This window comes from Ralstonia insidiosa (assembly GCF_008801405.1).
GTDB classification, from domain to species: Bacteria; Pseudomonadota; Gammaproteobacteria; order Burkholderiales; family Burkholderiaceae; genus Ralstonia; species Ralstonia insidiosa.
The window spans coordinates 1,370,380-1,385,563 of record NZ_VZPV01000001.1; the positions used below are offsets into that span (position 1 = coordinate 1,370,380).

Here is a 15,184-nt window from a genome sequence, read left to right on the forward strand (position 1 = left end):
GACGCCATGCGGCTCATCTGCCCCTTGCTCTTCGGGTTGGCTCGAGCGGGGGCCATCTGCTTTGTCGGCGTGCCTTGCAAAGGGAATGACCCTTTGCGGCGGCATCCTTCGCGCATCTGGCCCCCGCTCGGGCCAACGTGCGCACGTTTTTGGTACCAACAGACCCATGACTACGATGATGAAACAGCGCGCGTATGACGCCATGCGTCGGGCCATCCTGATGGCGACGCTTGTCGCGGGTGGCGCCCTGACCATGGCCGGCCCGGCGGCAGCAGGGGTGTTTGACGACGATGAGGCGCGTCGCGCCATCATCGACATGCGCGAGAAATTCAACACCTTCCAGTCGAGCGCCGCGCAGCGTATCGACCAGAACAGCAAAAACCTGATCGACGCGCAGAACCAGATCGAGACGCTCAAGTCCGAGGTGGCGCGCCTGCGTGGCCAGAACGAGGTGCTGCAGAATTCTGTCGACACGCTGACCAAGCAGCAGAAGGATTACTACGCCGACCTCGACGCGCGTCTGAAGAAATTCGAGCCGCAACAGGCCACGGTGGAAGGCCGCGAAGGCACGGTCCAGCCCGGTGAGAAGGACGAGTACGACGCCGCGCTCAAGCGGTTCCAGGGCGGTGATTTCAAGGGGGCGGGCAACCAGTTCTCGGCCTTCGTGAAGAAATATCCGCAGAGCCCGTATCTGCCGCTGGCGCAGTTCTGGCTGGGCAACGCGCTGTATGCGCAGCGTGACTACAAGGGGTCGAGCTACGTGCTGGAGAGCATGGCGCGCGCCAACCCGCAGCACCCGAAGGCGGCCGACGCATTGCTGCAGGTGGCAACCAACCAGGGTGAATCGGGTCAGAAGGCCGCCGCACGCAAGACGCTGGAAGCGGTGGTTGCTCAGTACCCGGGCAGCGAGCAGGCCAAGACTGCGGAAAGCCGTCTGAAGACGATGCGCTGATCGGTGAATTGCTCCTGTGGTTGATCGACGCCCGCCCGTGGCTGCACCGGCGGGCGTTTTTCATGCCAGCGCGCCAATGCGCGGTATGTGCGGCAAGGGGCGCGGCCAGCGTGGCAGCGCGCTAAAATGCGGGCCTTCCCCTGATGTGCTCCACAAGACTTCGCTCATGAAAAAACGCGCCATCGTCCTGCTGTCCGGCGGGCTGGACTCCGCCACCGTGCTCGCCATGGCCAATGCCGATGGCTTTGAGACCTACGCGCTGTCGATGCGCTACGGCCAGCGCCACTCGTCCGAGCTGGAAGCCGCCAAGAAGGTGGCGGCGGCACTCGGTGCCGTGCGCCACGAGATCGTCGATCTGGACCTGCGCAAGTTCGGTGGCTCCGCGCTGACCGACGACACGCTCGACGTGCCGACCGAGGGTGCGCACGACGGCATTCCCATCACCTATGTACCGGCGCGCAACACCATCATGCTGTCGCTCGCACTTGGCTGGGCCGAGGCCGTGGGTGCGCGTGACCTGTTCTTCGGCGCCAATGCAGTCGACTACTCCGGCTACCCGGATTGCCGCCCCGAATACGTTGCTGCGTACGAGACGCTGGCCAACCTGGCCACCAAGGCTGGCGTGGAAGGCGAACGCATCCGCGTGAACGCGCCCATCATCGCCATGACCAAGGCGGAGATCATCCAGGCCGGTGTGCGACTGGGCGTCGACTATGGCATGACGGTGTCGTGCTACAAGGCGGACGACGAAGGCCGCGCCTGCGGCGTATGCGATTCGTGCCGTATCCGCAAGGCTGGTTTTGAGGCTGCCGGCGTACCCGACCCGACGCGCTACGTCTGACGCCATGCCAGAACTCGATCTCAACGCGCTCTCCCACACGGTGCTGTGGGCGACCTTTGCGCTCACCTTTGTGTTTGGCGCGCTTCTGCAGCGCACGCACTTCTGCACGATGGGTGCGGTGTCCGACGCCATCAACATCGGTGATTGGAGCCGCGTGCGCATGTGGGTGCTGGCCATTGGCGTGGCCATGATCGGCACGGGTGTACTGAGTTGGCTGGGCCTGATCGATACGAGCAAGACCCTCTACACGGCCAACAAGCTGCTGTGGCTGTCGTCGCTGGTGGGTGGGCTGCTGTTCGGCTTCGGGATGGTGCTGGGCTCGGGTTGCGGCAGCAAGACGCTGGTGCGCATCGGCGGCGGCAATCTCAAGTCGGTGGTGGTATTCGTGTTCCTCGGGTTGTCGGCGTACATGACACTCAAGGGCGTGTTTGGCGTGGTGCGCGTGGCAACCGTCGACAATGTCGCGGTCACGTTGCCAACCTCGCAGGATCTGCCGAGCGTGCTGGGTCATGCGCTGTCGGTCGATGTGCGTACGCTGCGTCTGGCGCTTGCGCTGGTGATTGGCGGGGCGCTGTCGCTGTGGGCGCTGCTTGGACGTGACTTCCGCACGGTCGACAACCTACTCGGCGGTGTTGGCGTCGGGCTCATCATCGTGGCCATGTGGTACGTGTCGGGCCACCTCGGCTATGTGCAGGAAGATCCGAACACGCTGCAGGAGGCGTTTGTCGCCACCAACAGCGGCCGCATGGAGGCGCTGAGCTTCGTCGCCCCCGTGTCGTACACGCTGGAGTGGTTGATGTTCTTCAGCGATACGTCGCGCGTGCTGACGGTGGGCATCGTGAGTGTGCTGGGCGTGATTGCTGGCTCGGCCGTGGTGGCGCTGGCCACGCGCACGTTCCGCTGGGAAGGCTTTGCCAATGCCGAAGACACCGGCAACCACATCATCGGCGGCATCTTGATGGGCGCTGGCGGCGTGACGGCCCTGGGCTGCACGATCGGGCAGGGGCTGTCGGGCGTGTCGACGCTGGCGATCGGTTCGTTCATCGCGCTGGCGGGCATTGTGATCGGCGCGGTGCTGGCGTTCCGCTATCAGATGTGGCGGATGGAACGCCTGGTCTGAGGGGCGTTGACAGAACCGCAGTTATCTTCCTATAATCGCGGTCTTTGGGGTCTTTAGCTCAGTCGGTAGAGCAGTAGACTTTTAATCTATTGGTCGCGGGTTCGAATCCCGCAGGACCCACCAAATTTCAGAGGGCTCGACAGCAATGTCGGGCCCTTTGTCTTTTGTGCGGCGCTATCCTGTGCGTCGTCCCTGCGCGTGTCATTCACCGGTCTACGCTCATGCCTCTGCACCTCTACCTCGCTGGTCCCGATGTCTTCCGCCCGCAACCGGTTGCCCATGGCGAAGCGCTGAAGCAACTGTGCGCGGAGTTCGGCTTCACCGGCCTGTATCCGCTCGACAACGCAATCGCCCCACAAGCCAACGGTCCGGCGACCGCCGCCGAGATCTACCGACAAAACATCGCACTGATCGATTCGGCGGACGCCGTGATCGCCAACGTGGCGGACTTCCGCGGCCATGAGCCCGACTCTGGCACGTGCTTCGAAATCGGCTATGCCGTCGCGCGCGGCAAAGACGTGTGGTGCTACAACGTGCCCGCCGTGCCACTCCTCGCGCAGGTGCCGAACACCCAAGGCAGTGATGCCGACGGCTGGACCGTGGAAGACTTCGGCTTGCCGCGCAACCTGATGATCGCGTGCAGCAGCCGCCTGGTGGTGGGCGATGCACGCGCATGCCTGGAGCAGATGCGCGCACACTATGCGGGCGCGTAGTTGCGCGTAGTTGCGCATAGTCGCGCGGCCGATAAGCGTATGCGGATTGCTTCCTTCAGGGCGGCAGAGGCTGTCCGTATAGTGCGTGCACCGGATAACCCGCCGGACGAGGCACCGCATGAAGCTCGACGACCTGCATCAACTTCCTGATCTCACACACCTGTTGGCCGAACTGGCCTCCACCGCTGCGCAACGCGATCAGCAAGGTGGTCATGCTGCGCATGAGAAGGCAGCAATTGCGCGCGCAGGTTTACTGCCGTTGGTCATCCCCACCCAGTACGGGGGCGCAGGTGTAGGCTGGGCCGATGCCTTTGCCGCCGTGCGTGCCATCGCTGCGGTCGACAGCTCCCTCGGGCATTTGCTGGCCTTCCAGTACCTGCAGACCACCACGGTGTATCTGTACGGCTCCGACGCGCAACGCGAACGCTTTCTGCGCCCGACTGCGGAACTGGGCTGGTGGTGGGGCAACGCCGTCAACCCGCTGGATCATCGGCTGCGCGCGCAGCGCTCCGGTAGTGGCTGGGTGCTCGACGGGGAAAAGGGTTTCTGTTCGGGCACGCTGGGTTCGAACATGATGGTGGTGTCCGCCCATGATGAGGCGAGTGGCAAGACCGTAGTCGCCGTGGTGCCGACGGCCCGCTACGGCATCACGGTGCGCGACGACTGGCATCCCATCGGCCAGCGCCAGACCGATAGCGCCACCGTGCAGTTTCGCCATGTGCAGGTGAGCGAAGACGAAGTGCTGGCTGGGCCCGACAACGTCTTCACGCCGTATCAGACCTTGCGCTCGTGCGTTGCGCAGAACGTGCTGGTCAATCTGTACACCGGCATTGCTGCGGGTGCGCTGGATGAGGCGCGCAAGGTCACGCTGCATGCATCGCGGCCGTGGCTCACCTCCGGCGTTGAGCGCGCGGCGGACGACCCCTATCAGATTCAACGTTTCGGCGAGATGCGCGTGCAATGGCTCGCTGCTGAAGCCCTGGCTGATCGCGCCATTCAGCGGCTGGACCGCGCGTGGCGCAAGGGGGCTGCGCTCACCGCTGACGAGCGCGCCGAGGTCTCGCTCTTCACGGCCGAAGCCAAGGTGGCGGCACATCGTGCGGCGCTGTTCATCAGCCAGGAAATGTTTGAGGCGACGGGCGCGCGCTCTACCAAGGCCGCACTCGCACTGGACCGCTTCTGGCGCAACGCGCGCACGCACACGCTGCACGATCCGCTCGACTACAAACTGCGCGCCATCGGCCGCTACGCGCTGGAAGGCATCCTGCCGGATGCCACGGTTTAAGGCTGAGCGCGTATCGATCTGCGCTTTCCTTCGTTGGCACATGGCCCGCGCGGGCGGTGTAATGTGGAATTCGTTCGCTGCCGTGAACTGTCTACTTACATCATGTCTGACGTTGCCCTCGCTACCCCGGCTGCCCCTGAGGCGCCTGCCGTTCACACCACCCGTTTCCACGTTCGTCGTCTGCCTGACGCGCCGCTCGGCGCCGAGATTCTGGGGCTCGCCGATGCGGCTGACCTGTCCGATGCCGACATCGCCGCCATCCGCCAGGCGTGGCTTGCGCACGATGGCTTGCTGGTCTTTCGCGACGTACAGCTCACACCGGAGTCGCAAGTCGAGTTCAGCCGCCGCTTTGGCCCGCTCCAGGTGCACGTGCTCAACCAGTTTCATCTGGCGGGGCATCCGGAAATCCTGGTGGTCTCCAACGTGGTGGAGAACGGCAAGCCGATCGGCCTGGGAGATGCAGGGCGCGACTGGCACTCGGATCTCTCGTACAAGCCGCTGCCGAGCCTGGGCTCGCTGCTGCTGACGCGCGAACTGCCGGAGGAGGGCGGCGATACGCTGTTTGCCAACATGGTCCGCGCATTCGAGACGCTGCCCGCAGAACTCAAGCGCGTGATCGAGGGCCGCCGTGCGGTGCACTCATACGTGTACCGCTACGAGCGATTGCGGGTGCTATCGACCTGGCGTCCGCCGCTGTCGCAGGCGCAGATCGATGCCGTGCCACCGGTCGATCATCCGGTCGTGCGCACGCACCCGGAGACGGGCAAGCGCGCGCTCTTCGTCAACGAAGGCTTTACCTCGCACATCCTTGGTCTTCCGGAAGACGAAAGCGCCAGCGTGCTGGAGCAACTCTTCGCCCACAGCGTCCGCGCAGACAACGTCTACACGCACCAATGGCGCGCGGGCGACATGCTGTTCTGGGACAACCGCTCGACCATCCATTTCGCGCCAGGCTGCCCCGACACCTATCGCCGCACGCTGCATCGCACGACGATCGAGGGCGACGTTCCTGTCTAAAGCCCTGCCTCGCGCAGGCGCGCATCAATGCTGGCGAGCGTGAGTGTCTGTGCGAAGAGCCGTGCGAGGGACTGGCTGGCGTGCTGTGAGACCGCGTCTGCGTTGGCCCAGCGGTACGCATCCATCTCGGGGATCAGGCGCCCCGTGTGATAGCTGTTGAACATCGAGGTGCAGGTCAGTGCGTCGAGCGCGACCTCGGCGCGGCGCAGGCGTGTGGCGAACAGATGCAACTCCTTGTCGCGCCGGAACGGAACGCGGCCGAGTTCGACCAGCGCGTGGCCATCGAGGTCGAGGCCGGTTTCTTCACGCGTCTCGCGTAATGCGGTATCGCGGTAGCTTTCGCCCTGTTCAGGGGCCCCCTTGGGGATGTCCCAGTGGCGTGTTTCCGTGGCATGGGCGAGCAGGACTTCGGCATCTTCATTGAGCAGCACGAGGCCACAGGACAGGGCGATCGGCATGGCTACTTGCCCCCACCGCGCTGCACGATGCGCGCGGCCAGCAACTGGTGATCACGGCTGAACAGGCGCCGGTAGGCGAGCAGCACTGCCGCCACCGTGCCGAGCCCGGAGGAGGCCGCCAGCAAAAACATGATGACGATCTGGTAGCGCACGGCCTCCAGCGGCGACTGCCCGGCCAGCACCTGGCCCGTCATCATGCCTGGCAGGCTCACCACACCCACGACAGACATCTGGTTGATGATTGGCGTCAAGCCGGCGCGCACGGCGGTTCGTGCGGCGTTGCGTGCCGCCTCCCAGCGCGTGCCGCCCAGTGCGAGCACCGTTTCCACCTGGTCACGTGTCGCGATCAGCTCGCCGGTCATGCGTTCCAGCGCCAGGCCGACGCCCGTGAGCGTGTTGCCGAGAATCATCCCCATGATCGGAATCGCGTACTGCGGTTCATACCACGGCCGGGCATGCAGCACGACGATCAACCCGATCGCACCGATCAGCCACGTGCTGCCGAACACGGACAGCGTCCCGTCGATTCGCAGCCCCGCATAGCCACGTGCGCCGCGGCTGCCAGTGGCGTGCCCCGCAATCAGCGTCATGACGGCAACCACGCCCAGCACCACCATCCAGTACGCATGGGCGAACACCCATTCGAGCACGAAGCCGATGGCCAGCAATTGCACGACGGTGCGTACGGCAGCCCACGCGAGGCGTCGCTCCAGCCCGAGACCCAGCCCGATCGACAGCGCGCCGTTCACGAGGATCAGCGCCGCTGCGACGCCGACCTGCCAGGCGGAGAGCGTCAGTTCTTGGCCATTCATCGTGTCGCCCCGGTACGCAGTCGGCCGGCTTCCATGCGCCAGTGCTGTTGGCCGATGCGCGCGGCCTGTTCCGGATCGTGCGTGATCCACACCCAGGCGCACCGGTCGGGTGCCTGGGCAAACCAATGCTGCAGCAGTGTTTCAATGGCGTGCGCGGAGGCGGGGTCCAGGGCCGCGGTCGGCTCGTCGAGCAGCAGGACGGTGGGGCCGGTTTGCAAGGTCCGGACAAGCGCGGCAATCTGCGCCTCGCCGCCGGAAAGGTCGGTGGCGGTCTTGTCGAGAAAGCTTGCATCGCGTTCGGCGCGGGCCAGCATGGTGATGGCGGCGTCGCGGTCAAACGATGCGTGCCCCTGACGTGCATGCAGTTGATAGGGCAGTCGGAGGTTGTCTTCCACCGTACCTGGCAGCAGCGCGGGGCGCTGACGCAAGTAGGCGACCTGACAGCGATAGGCCGGGACGGCCCGCGCGGCTATCGTCTCGCCGCGCCATGTCACATGACCGTCATCGACCGGGTCCAGCAGGGCCAACGCACGCAGCAACACACTCTTGCCGGCGCCCGACGGACCGGTGAGCGCAATGCGTTCGCCCGGCCGCACGGCTAGCGAAGTCGGGTGCAACAGCGTGGCACCGGTGCGTGCGTCGCGGCGGTGGAGGTCGGTGGCGGTCAGCATGGCGTGGGGTAGAGCGTGTTGCGTACGGTACGGCATCAATGCAGCGCTTTTATGCATTATGCATATGAGCGGGTGGGGCGATCCTCCATCGAAATCCCTGGAGCGCTGGCTCGCACGATCTGCGCTTGCCGCGCCACTGCGCGATTCGCGTGCCATGCGGGGCGGCCCCTAACCCGAACGGACGGTGCTGCAGGCGCTGGCGCCTGGTGGATGTCGGACGAATCCGACATGGCATTCAGTGACGGGAGGGTCGCCATTTACGCACGCCGGGCATAGGATCGAATCATCACAAGAAGCGATGGGAGGGCGCCATGGAGACCGACAAGATTCAGGTGGCGCATCCGTGGTGGCAGCCTGGGGTTTTTGCATCGGCCCCGGCGATTTTCCTGTGGATCTGTGCCCAACTGCCTGCCGATATGCTCGGCGAAATTTTTCATGCGGGCACCTCGCCCGACTCGCTCGCGCATGTGGGCGATACGCTATTCGTGATCGGCTGGACGGCCAGCGGCGCGCTGATGTGGCATGGCCGGCGGCACGTTGCGCATGACGCTGAGGTGACGGCGCCAGCGGCGACAGAAGCGGGTTCCGTATCGGAGCCGGTAGCGCATCCGCATGGTCTGGCCGGTTTGCGCCAAAGCATGGCCCGTCGCCTGGAACGCATACGGCATCCGATCCCGTTGCACTGACACGGGTCTGTCGCAAATAAAAACGGCCGGAGTGATCCGGCCTTTTCGTTGGGCGTCTTCAGGAGGTGCTGCCCGGGATGATCTCGTTTGCTTCGTCGTCGGGTGTGGCAGCGGCAGAGGCATCGCCGGGTTGTTCGCCTTGCGCTTCCTGCCACTTGCGGTAGCCCCACCATGCCGCCCCGGCCACCAGCCCCACTTTGCCGAGCCGGCGTGTCATGCGGCCAATCACGGTACGGCGCAGGCCGGCATAGGCCAGCGAGAGTGCCGTACCGACCAGCGGGTACTCACGTGCAATGCCCAGCGCGCGCATCAGGCCGTTCGGGCGGGCCAATGGGCGGATCAGGCTCGGCAGCAGTGCGCCAAAGCCACCCAGGCTGAACGTGCGGCTGGTGGCGCGGCTCACGTCGTTGCGAGCTTGCGCGTAGTCGTAGCGTTCCAGCGCAGCACGCGTGAGCAGTAGTTCCTTGCGTACCGCCAGCGGCAGGCGGCCCTCGGCGCCACGGCGGGATGGCCGCACATGATGTCGCGCGCTGCTCGCGGGATCGTGTTCGGGCACTGGAGATGGCGTCGGTTGGGTCGGATCGGTCATCGGCGCAGGATCTCCCGGTCTTTATCGAGTTCGGCCAGCGTGGCTTCGAACAGCGGCGGCGCGTTGCGCAGCGACGTGCGCACCTTCCACAGGCAGCCTGCCGCGCCCAGCGCGTAGAGCACGGCCATGACGGCCAGTGCCTGCCAGCGGTAGGTGTCCCAGAACAGGATGGCGATGAGCGCCGTGAGCGTCATGATGGACAGCGCAATCAGGCTCACTGCCAGCATGCCAAGGAAGGCTGCACCGAGTAGCCGGTCTTTTTCTTCGGCCAGTTCGACGCTCGCCAGTTCGAGCCGCGTTTGCAGCATCGAGACGACCGTGCCGGCCAGTTTCTTCAGGGAGGCGAACAGCTTCGGGCTGGTGTCGTCGGTCATGAAGGTTCCGAAGGGTACGAGGCAAGGCACGTGACTGCCAATACAGCACGCGCCACGCCCATGGCGGGACCGCCAGAATGCAACTGGCCGATGGCGCGATCCACTCAAGAGCGCGCCATCGGCCAGAAAGAGGACTTCGGATTACTTGCGGTTGAGCAGCAGACCGATCAGCAAGCCCACGCCCGCTGCTACGCCCACGGCTTGCCACGGATGATCGTGAACGTAGTCATCGGTGGCGCGTGCTGCCGCCTTGCTCTTGTGGACGACAGCATCTTGCAGGTCCTGCGCCTTTTCCTTGGCTTGGCGCAGCATGCCCATGCCGCGCTCACGCAGCTCGGCGGCTTTTTCGCCGCTGGAGGAGGCAGCTTGTTTGAGCAGGGTTTCGGCGTCGGACAGAACGGTCTTCACGTCGGTCATCAGTTTCTCCTTATTGACGGATTCGGCCAGGTTGGGTGAGGTGTTCGTCATGGTCGGGTCCTTGGTATTGGGGTGGTTCAATCGTCAATCGGTCGACGCGCTTATTCGCTAGCATATGTGTGGGCGTTGCGAAACTTCAAGCGCTCATGTCGCGCACGCTGCGATGGATCAAGGCCCCGGTCATTGTCCGGCAATGTGCGCGTGCCTTCCACCGTTCTGCCAGCAATTGCCGCGCCAAATGACAAAAAGTGATGTTGTTGTGAATTTATAGTCGTTTTGGTTGGATGGCAATCTGGCTATAGTGGTTCCCAACCAGTGCATGGAGGACACGATGTCTTTACGTTTGGGCGATATCGCCCCCGATTTCGAGCAGGATTCGAGCGAAGGCCGCATCAAGTTTCATGAATGGCTGGGTAACAGCTGGGGCGTGCTGTTTTCGCACCCGGCCGACTACACGCCGGTTTGCACCACGGAACTGGGCCTGACCGCCAAGCTCAAGGAAGAGTTTGCCAAGCGCAATGTCAAGGCGATCGCCTTGTCGGTGGATTCGGTCGAGTCGCACAAGGGCTGGATCAACGACATCAACGAGACGCAGAACACCACGGTCAACTTCCCGATCATTGCTGATCCGGATCGCAAGGTTTCGCAGCTGTACGACATGATTCACCCGAATGCGAGCGAGACCTTTACCGTGCGTTCGCTGTTCGTGATCGATCCGAACAAGAAGGTTCGCCTGACGATTACGTATCCGGCGTCGACGGGGCGCAACTTCAACGAGGTGCTGCGCGTCATCGATTCGCTGCAGCTGACCGAGTATCACAGCGTGGCCACGCCGGGTAACTGGCAAGACGGCGATGACGTTGTCATCGTGCCGTCGCTTAAGGATGAAGAGGTCATCAAGCAGAAATTCCCGAAGGGCTACAAGGCGTTGCGCCCGTATCTGCGCCTGACGCCGCAGCCCAATAAGTAACCGGCTCCTTGGTAGTGTGATTGCCGCCCGGCCCTCGTGCCGGGCGTTTTTTGCATTTGTACAAACGATAACGTGCGGTGCAAAAACAAAACCGGCCAGCCTTTACGGGTCTGGCCGGTTTGTCTTTTGTGAAGACGGTTCAGCGTGCGATCAGATCGCCCAGCCGCCGGCGTAGAACGCGACCAGCGCCACAGCAATGCCCACGGTACCGACGTTCAGCTTGCGCCATTCGCCGGCCACCAGGCGGCCGATCACCAGCGTTGCGAAGCCGAGCATGATGCCGGTGACGATGTTGCACGTCAGCACGATGAACACGGCGCAAACCAGGCCAGCCAGCGCGTCGACCATGTCGTCCATGTGCAGCTTGCTCACGCTCGACAGCATCAGCAGACCGACGTACATCAGCGCAGGGGCCGTTGCATATGACGGCACCAGGCCAGCCAGCGGCGAGAAGAACATCACCGCCAGGAACAGCACGCCGACCACGACAGCCGTCAGGCCCGTCTTGCCGCCGGCAGCCACGCCCACCGTCGACTCGATGTAGGCCGCAGCCGGCGCCCCACCGAAGAACGCTGAGAAGATCGAGCTGATCGAATCGGCCGTCAGGGCGCGACCACCGTTGATGATCTGGCCCTTGTCATTGAGCAGGCCAGCTTGACCGGCCACCGCGCGGATCGTGCCTGTGGCATCGAACACAGCGGTCATCACCAGCGCCAGCACCGCGGGCAGCACGGCTGCAGAAAGCGCACCGCGAATATCCATCGCGCCAATCAGCGAGGCATGGCCCGGCGAGCTGAGCGACGGCAGGGCGAACACACCCGTGAACTTCACGGCCGGGTCAAAGATCAGGCCCAGCGCCGAGATGGCGATGATCACGATCAGGATGCCGCCCGGTACACGACGACGCTCCATACCGAAGATGGCTGCCAGGCCCAGCACCGACATCATCACCGGGAAGGCGGTGACATGACCCAGCGCAACGGGCAGGCCGGCACCGGCGTTCTTGACCACCAGACCCACGTCGTTGGACGCGATCAGCAGCAGGAACAGGCCGATACCGATACCGGTGCCGTGCGCCACGCCCGAGGGCAGGTTGCGCAGGATCCACGAGCGCACGCCCGTGGCCGAAATGGCGGTGAAGACAACCCCCATGAGGAAGACCGCGCCCAGCGCCACTTCCGGCGTGAGCTTCTGGCCCAGCACCAAGCCGAAGGCCATGAAGGCAGTCAGCGAAATCGCGCAGCCGATAGCGATCGGCAGCTTGGCCCACAGGCCCATCAGCAGTGAGCCGAAGGCCGTGGTCAGACACACTGCAACGAAGACGGCGCTGCTATCGAAGCCTGCCTTGCCCAGCATGCCGGGCACGACAAACACGGCGTAGACCATTGCCATGAAGGTGGTGATGCCAGCCACGACCTCGCGCTTCTGGGTGCTGCCGCGTGCAGAAATCTGGAAATAGCGATCAACATGATCTTGGGTAGGCGCATCCGCGATGCCAGCGGCGCCAAGTTCCGTCGTCGACGGAATGGACTGTTCAGCCATGGTGGGTTGTCTCCTGGCAGAGCTCCGCGCTGATCGGTTTTGCGGAACCGACAACGTGAGGCGCCCTGTTCTGGTTTTGGTTCGGCTCGGGTGCCTGCGTACGCGCGCTGGCATTCTCCAGACCGTTGTCTCGCGATTGGTTTTGTCGCGTGGCGCTGCAATCTACGGATGGATCGCGCGCACGTTTTATCGGTGTGAGGGCGGTGCCAGTGATTCGATCCGCTGGCACTTGGAGCGAAGCATAGACGGGCGCCCACGGCCGATTCATGCGGCGAGACGTATCCCGATCATTTGCAAATTTGTATAACGCTGGGGAGACCACGGGGGGAGAGAACGACAGTGCCCAGGACGGGCGAGAGGATGCGGCGGCGGGTGTGGCGAGTCGTGCACGAGTGTGCACCAACCCGCCCAAAAACGCAAAGCGCAATCGGAGGTAAACCCGATCAGAAGAACGCTTGAATCCCCGTTTGTGCGCGACCCAGGATCAGCGCATGGATGTCATGCGTGCCTTCGTACGTATTCACCACTTCCAGGTTCACCACGTGGCGGATCACGCCGAATTCATCGGAGATGCCGTTGCCGCCGAGCATGTCGCGCGCCACGCGGGCGATATCGAGCGACTTGCCGCACGAGTTGCGCTTCATGATCGAGGTGATTTCCACTGCGGCCGTGCCTTCATCCTTCATGCGGCCCAGACGCAGGCAGCCTTGCAGGCCGAGCGTGATTTCGGTCTGCATGTCGGCCAGCTTCTTCTGCACGAGCTGGTTGGCGGCGAGCGGGCGGCCGAACTGCTTGCGGTCCAGCACGTACTGGCGCGCGCGGTGCCAGCAGTCTTCCGCCGCGCCCAGTGCACCCCATGCGATGCCATAGCGTGCCGAGTTCAGGCAGGTGAACGGGCCCTTCAGGCCGCGTACGCCGGGCATCAGGTTCTCTTCCGGCACGAACACTTCGTCCAGCACGATCTCGCCGGTGATGGAGGTGCGCAGGCCGACCTTGCCGTGAATGGCGGGCGCGCTCAGGCCCTTCCAGCCCTTCTCCAGGATGAAGCCGCGGATTTCGTCCTCGCCGTTGTCATTCGGCAGCTTGCCCCACACGACAAACACATCGGCGATGGGCGAATTGGTGATCCACATCTTCGCGCCCGACAGCGAGTAGCCGCCGTCGACCTTCTTGGCGCGCGTGATCATGGACGCCGGGTCGGAGCCGTGGTTGGGCTCGGTCAGGCCGAAGCAGCCGATCCATTCACCGGTGGCCAGCTTGGGCAGGTATTTCTGCTTTTGCGCTTCGCTGCCGAATTCGAAGATCGGCACCATCACCAGCGACGACTGCACGCTCATCATCGAGCGGTAGCCCGAGTCCACACGCTCCACCTCACGCGCAATCAGGCCGTAGCTGACGTAGTTCAGACCGGGGCCGCCGTACTGCTCGGGAATCGTCGGGCCCAGCAGGCCGAGTTCGCCCATCTCGCGGAAGATCGACGCGTCGGTCTTCTCATGCCGGAACGACTCCAGCACGCGCGGCAGCAGCTTGTCCTGGCAGTACGACGCGGCGGCGTCGTGCACCATGCGCTCGTCGTCGGTCAGTTGTTGGTCGAGCAGCAGGGGATCGGCCCAGTTGAAGGCATTGCGAGCAGTCACAGCAGTAGTCTCCGAGTCATTGTTGTTCCGTTATACGGAACACAGTTTCGAAATTTAGAGCTATGATAGCGCAACCGATGACGATTTCCAGGCCTTTTTTGCCATGAGCATCACACGTCTCCCCGATCCCGAATTCGATACCAGCGACACCAACCGCGAAGGTGATCCGAACTTCGTCACGGCGCTCGCCCGTGGGCTGGAGCTGCTGCGCGCATTCCGCCCCGGCGACACGCTGCTCGGCAACCAGGAGTTCGTCCGCCGCACCGGTTTTCCCAAAGCGACCGTCAGCCGATTGGCGGGCACGCTGGTCTCTCTCGGCTATCTGCGCTACGACGATGCGCTCGGCAAATACGGGTTGGATGCAGGCGTGCTGGCGCTCGGTTTTGCCTACCTGGCATCGAGCGACGTGGTGCAGCTCGCGCGACCGCACATGAGCGCGTTTGCGCAGCGTTTTGGCGTATCGATCTCGCTGGGCAAGCGTGACCGTCTGGACATGGTTTATCTAGAAACGATTCGCCACGACAGCCCGTCGATGAGCGGATCGGCGGGGTTGGGCGTGGGTTCGCGGCTGTCGCTGCTGTCGAGCTCGATGGGGCGGGCGTATCTGGCGTCGCTATCTCCAGCAAAGCGTGAGCGCCTGTACGAGGCACTGCGCACGCAACAGCCCGCGCAGTGGGCGGCAGAAGGTGCGGCAGCAGACGATGCAGTGAAAGCCGGCGTGCGCGACGGCTATGCAGTATCGCTGCGCGACTGGCATCCAGCCATCCACGCGTGTGCCGTGGCGTTCTTCGCGCCGAGCCAGCGCGAGCCGTACGTAGTGAGTTGCAGCGCGCCGTACGCGTCGGCTGATGCAGAGCGCATCCGCGACGAGCTGGCGCCTGCGCTACGCGAGTTCGCGGCAAGGCTTGGCCAGGTGATCGAACCCGCCATGTAGTCTCCAGCGCGATCTACCGGAGATCGCTCCAACGACAGCACCTGCACCACGACGGTTTGGCCGTTGATGCCCTAGATGGCGCCTTGAATTTCTGTTGCAAGGAGGAAAAGGAAGGGAAACTGTCTGAGCGCAGCGAGTTTTTCCCTTCCCCTCCTTGCGACATAAA

Annotated in this window: 17 protein-coding genes and 1 tRNA gene; 10 read left to right on the forward strand and 8 right to left on the reverse strand. The window is 63.9% G+C overall.

Annotated elements, in window-relative coordinates:
* The first annotated feature begins 166 nt into the window (after positions 1 to 166).
* From ybgF to F7R11_RS06630, 7 genes are all read left to right on the forward strand, one after another.
* Positions 167 to 952, forward strand: coding sequence for a tol-pal system protein YbgF (gene ybgF, locus F7R11_RS06600; RefSeq protein ID WP_064802092.1), 786 nt, complete (start codon positions 167 to 169; stop codon positions 950 to 952).
* Positions 953 to 1,118: 166 nt separating this feature from the next.
* Positions 1,119 to 1,793, forward strand: coding sequence for a 7-cyano-7-deazaguanine synthase QueC (gene queC / locus F7R11_RS06605; RefSeq protein WP_064802100.1), 675 nt, complete (start codon positions 1,119 to 1,121; stop codon positions 1,791 to 1,793).
* A gap of 4 nt (positions 1,794 to 1,797) precedes the next feature.
* Positions 1,798 to 2,913: a YeeE/YedE family protein gene (locus tag F7R11_RS06610; protein ID WP_064802102.1), complete on the forward strand. Its 1,116-nt coding sequence runs from the start codon at positions 1,798 to 1,800 to the stop codon at positions 2,911 to 2,913.
* A gap of 47 nt (positions 2,914 to 2,960) precedes the next feature.
* Positions 2,961 to 3,036: transfer RNA gene (locus tag F7R11_RS06615), tRNA-Lys, on the forward strand.
* A gap of 98 nt (positions 3,037 to 3,134) precedes the next feature.
* Positions 3,135 to 3,626, forward strand: coding sequence for a nucleoside 2-deoxyribosyltransferase (locus F7R11_RS06620; RefSeq protein ID WP_064802105.1), 492 nt, complete (start codon positions 3,135 to 3,137; stop codon positions 3,624 to 3,626).
* A 118-nt stretch (positions 3,627 to 3,744) separates the two neighbouring features.
* Positions 3,745 to 4,911, forward strand: coding sequence for an acyl-CoA dehydrogenase family protein (locus F7R11_RS06625; RefSeq protein ID WP_064802107.1), 1,167 nt, complete (start codon positions 3,745 to 3,747; stop codon positions 4,909 to 4,911).
* A 102-nt stretch (positions 4,912 to 5,013) separates the two neighbouring features.
* Positions 5,014 to 5,928, forward strand: a complete 915-nt coding sequence (locus F7R11_RS06630) for a TauD/TfdA dioxygenase family protein (protein ID WP_064802109.1) — start codon at positions 5,014 to 5,016, stop codon at positions 5,926 to 5,928.
* Here the strand turns inward: F7R11_RS06630 and F7R11_RS06635 are convergent.
* The 3 genes from F7R11_RS06635 to F7R11_RS06645 are packed head-to-tail and all read right to left on the reverse strand — an operon-like array spanning position 5,925 to position 7,869.
* Positions 5,925 to 6,386: an NUDIX domain-containing protein gene (locus F7R11_RS06635; RefSeq protein WP_064802111.1), complete on the reverse strand. Its 462-nt coding sequence runs from the start codon at positions 6,384 to 6,386 to the stop codon at positions 5,925 to 5,927. The two genes, F7R11_RS06630 and F7R11_RS06635, sit on opposite strands and share 4 nt — an antisense overlap.
* A 2-nt stretch (positions 6,387 to 6,388) precedes the next feature.
* Positions 6,389 to 7,198 (reverse strand): ABC transporter permease, encoded by an 810-nt coding sequence (locus F7R11_RS06640; protein ID WP_064802114.1) that lies wholly within the window; start codon positions 7,196 to 7,198, stop codon positions 6,389 to 6,391.
* A complete protein-coding gene (locus F7R11_RS06645; RefSeq protein ID WP_064802116.1) occupies positions 7,195 to 7,869 on the reverse strand; it encodes an ABC transporter ATP-binding protein in 675 nt (224 codons plus the stop codon). Before F7R11_RS06645 ends, F7R11_RS06640 begins: the two co-directional genes overlap by 4 nt.
* A gap of 311 nt (positions 7,870 to 8,180) precedes the next feature.
* Here F7R11_RS06645 and F7R11_RS06650 point away from each other — a divergent pair, with 311 nt between their 5' ends.
* Positions 8,181 to 8,555 carry a hypothetical protein gene (locus F7R11_RS06650; protein ID WP_021195218.1) on the forward strand — a complete coding sequence of 125 codons (375 nt, stop codon included), beginning with the start codon at positions 8,181 to 8,183 and terminating at the stop codon, positions 8,553 to 8,555.
* Positions 8,556 to 8,613: 58 nt separating this feature from the next.
* Here the strand turns inward: F7R11_RS06650 and F7R11_RS06655 are convergent, their stop codons facing one another.
* From F7R11_RS06655 to F7R11_RS06665, 3 genes are all read right to left on the reverse strand, one after another.
* Entirely contained in the window at positions 8,614 to 9,144 is a 531-nt protein-coding gene (locus tag F7R11_RS06655) for a DUF3318 domain-containing protein (RefSeq protein WP_064802118.1), read from the reverse strand.
* Entirely contained in the window at positions 9,141 to 9,518 is a 378-nt protein-coding gene (locus F7R11_RS06660) for a phage holin family protein (RefSeq protein ID WP_021195216.1), read from the reverse strand. The genes F7R11_RS06655 and F7R11_RS06660 overlap by 4 nt, the downstream gene beginning before the upstream one ends.
* 141 nt (positions 9,519 to 9,659) lie before the next feature.
* Positions 9,660 to 9,986, reverse strand: coding sequence for an ElaB/YgaM/YqjD family protein (locus F7R11_RS06665; RefSeq protein ID WP_021195215.1), 327 nt, complete (start codon positions 9,984 to 9,986; stop codon positions 9,660 to 9,662).
* A gap of 280 nt (positions 9,987 to 10,266) precedes the next feature.
* Between F7R11_RS06665 and F7R11_RS06670 the strand changes: the two genes are divergently transcribed.
* Complete coding sequence (locus tag F7R11_RS06670; protein ID WP_031329446.1) at positions 10,267 to 10,905, forward strand: peroxiredoxin; 639 nt, start codon at positions 10,267 to 10,269, stop codon at positions 10,903 to 10,905.
* Between the two features lie 150 nt (positions 10,906 to 11,055).
* Here F7R11_RS06670 and F7R11_RS06675 read toward each other — a convergent pair whose 3' ends face one another.
* On the reverse strand, positions 11,056 to 12,447 hold the full coding sequence (locus F7R11_RS06675; protein ID WP_064802120.1) for an NCS2 family permease: 1,392 nt from the start codon (positions 12,445 to 12,447) through the stop codon (positions 11,056 to 11,058).
* Positions 12,448 to 12,890: 443 nt separating this feature from the next.
* The gene (locus tag F7R11_RS06680; protein ID WP_064802122.1) at positions 12,891 to 14,084 is read right to left on the reverse strand and encodes an acyl-CoA dehydrogenase; all 1,194 of its coding nucleotides are present in this window, start codon (positions 14,082 to 14,084) and stop codon (positions 12,891 to 12,893) included.
* Positions 14,085 to 14,187: 103 nt separating this feature from the next.
* Between F7R11_RS06680 and F7R11_RS06685 the strand changes: the two genes are divergently transcribed.
* Positions 14,188 to 15,018: an IclR family transcriptional regulator gene (locus F7R11_RS06685; protein ID WP_064802124.1), complete on the forward strand. Its 831-nt coding sequence runs from the start codon at positions 14,188 to 14,190 to the stop codon at positions 15,016 to 15,018.
* Positions 15,019 to 15,184 lie beyond the last annotated feature (166 nt).

Excerpts from the sequence above, each read along its gene's own strand:
- ybgF (WP_064802092.1), top strand. The coding sequence starts at position 167 with ATGACTACGATGATGAAACAGCGCGCGTATGACGCCATGCGTCGGGCC.
- queC (WP_064802100.1), top strand. The coding sequence starts at position 1,119 with ATGAAAAAACGCGCCATCGTCCTGCTGTCCGGCGGGCTGGACTCCGCC.
- F7R11_RS06610 (WP_064802102.1), top strand. The coding sequence starts at position 1,798 with ATGCCAGAACTCGATCTCAACGCGCTCTCCCACACGGTGCTGTGGGCG.
- F7R11_RS06620 (WP_064802105.1), top strand. The coding sequence starts at position 3,135 with ATGCCTCTGCACCTCTACCTCGCTGGTCCCGATGTCTTCCGCCCGCAA.
- F7R11_RS06625 (WP_064802107.1), top strand. The coding sequence starts at position 3,745 with ATGAAGCTCGACGACCTGCATCAACTTCCTGATCTCACACACCTGTTG.
- F7R11_RS06630 (WP_064802109.1), top strand. The coding sequence starts at position 5,014 with ATGTCTGACGTTGCCCTCGCTACCCCGGCTGCCCCTGAGGCGCCTGCC.
- F7R11_RS06635 (WP_064802111.1), bottom strand. The coding sequence starts at position 6,386 with ATGCCGATCGCCCTGTCCTGTGGCCTCGTGCTGCTCAATGAAGATGCC.
- F7R11_RS06640 (WP_064802114.1), bottom strand. The coding sequence starts at position 7,198 with ATGAATGGCCAAGAACTGACGCTCTCCGCCTGGCAGGTCGGCGTCGCA.
- F7R11_RS06645 (WP_064802116.1), bottom strand. The coding sequence starts at position 7,869 with ATGCTGACCGCCACCGACCTCCACCGCCGCGACGCACGCACCGGTGCC.
- F7R11_RS06650 (WP_021195218.1), top strand. The coding sequence starts at position 8,181 with ATGGAGACCGACAAGATTCAGGTGGCGCATCCGTGGTGGCAGCCTGGG.
- F7R11_RS06655 (WP_064802118.1), bottom strand. The coding sequence starts at position 9,144 with ATGACCGATCCGACCCAACCGACGCCATCTCCAGTGCCCGAACACGAT.
- F7R11_RS06660 (WP_021195216.1), bottom strand. The coding sequence starts at position 9,518 with ATGACCGACGACACCAGCCCGAAGCTGTTCGCCTCCCTGAAGAAACTG.
- F7R11_RS06665 (WP_021195215.1), bottom strand. The coding sequence starts at position 9,986 with ATGACGAACACCTCACCCAACCTGGCCGAATCCGTCAATAAGGAGAAA.
- F7R11_RS06670 (WP_031329446.1), top strand. The coding sequence starts at position 10,267 with ATGTCTTTACGTTTGGGCGATATCGCCCCCGATTTCGAGCAGGATTCG.
- F7R11_RS06675 (WP_064802120.1), bottom strand. The coding sequence starts at position 12,447 with ATGGCTGAACAGTCCATTCCGTCGACGACGGAACTTGGCGCCGCTGGC.
- F7R11_RS06685 (WP_064802124.1), top strand. The coding sequence starts at position 14,188 with ATGAGCATCACACGTCTCCCCGATCCCGAATTCGATACCAGCGACACC.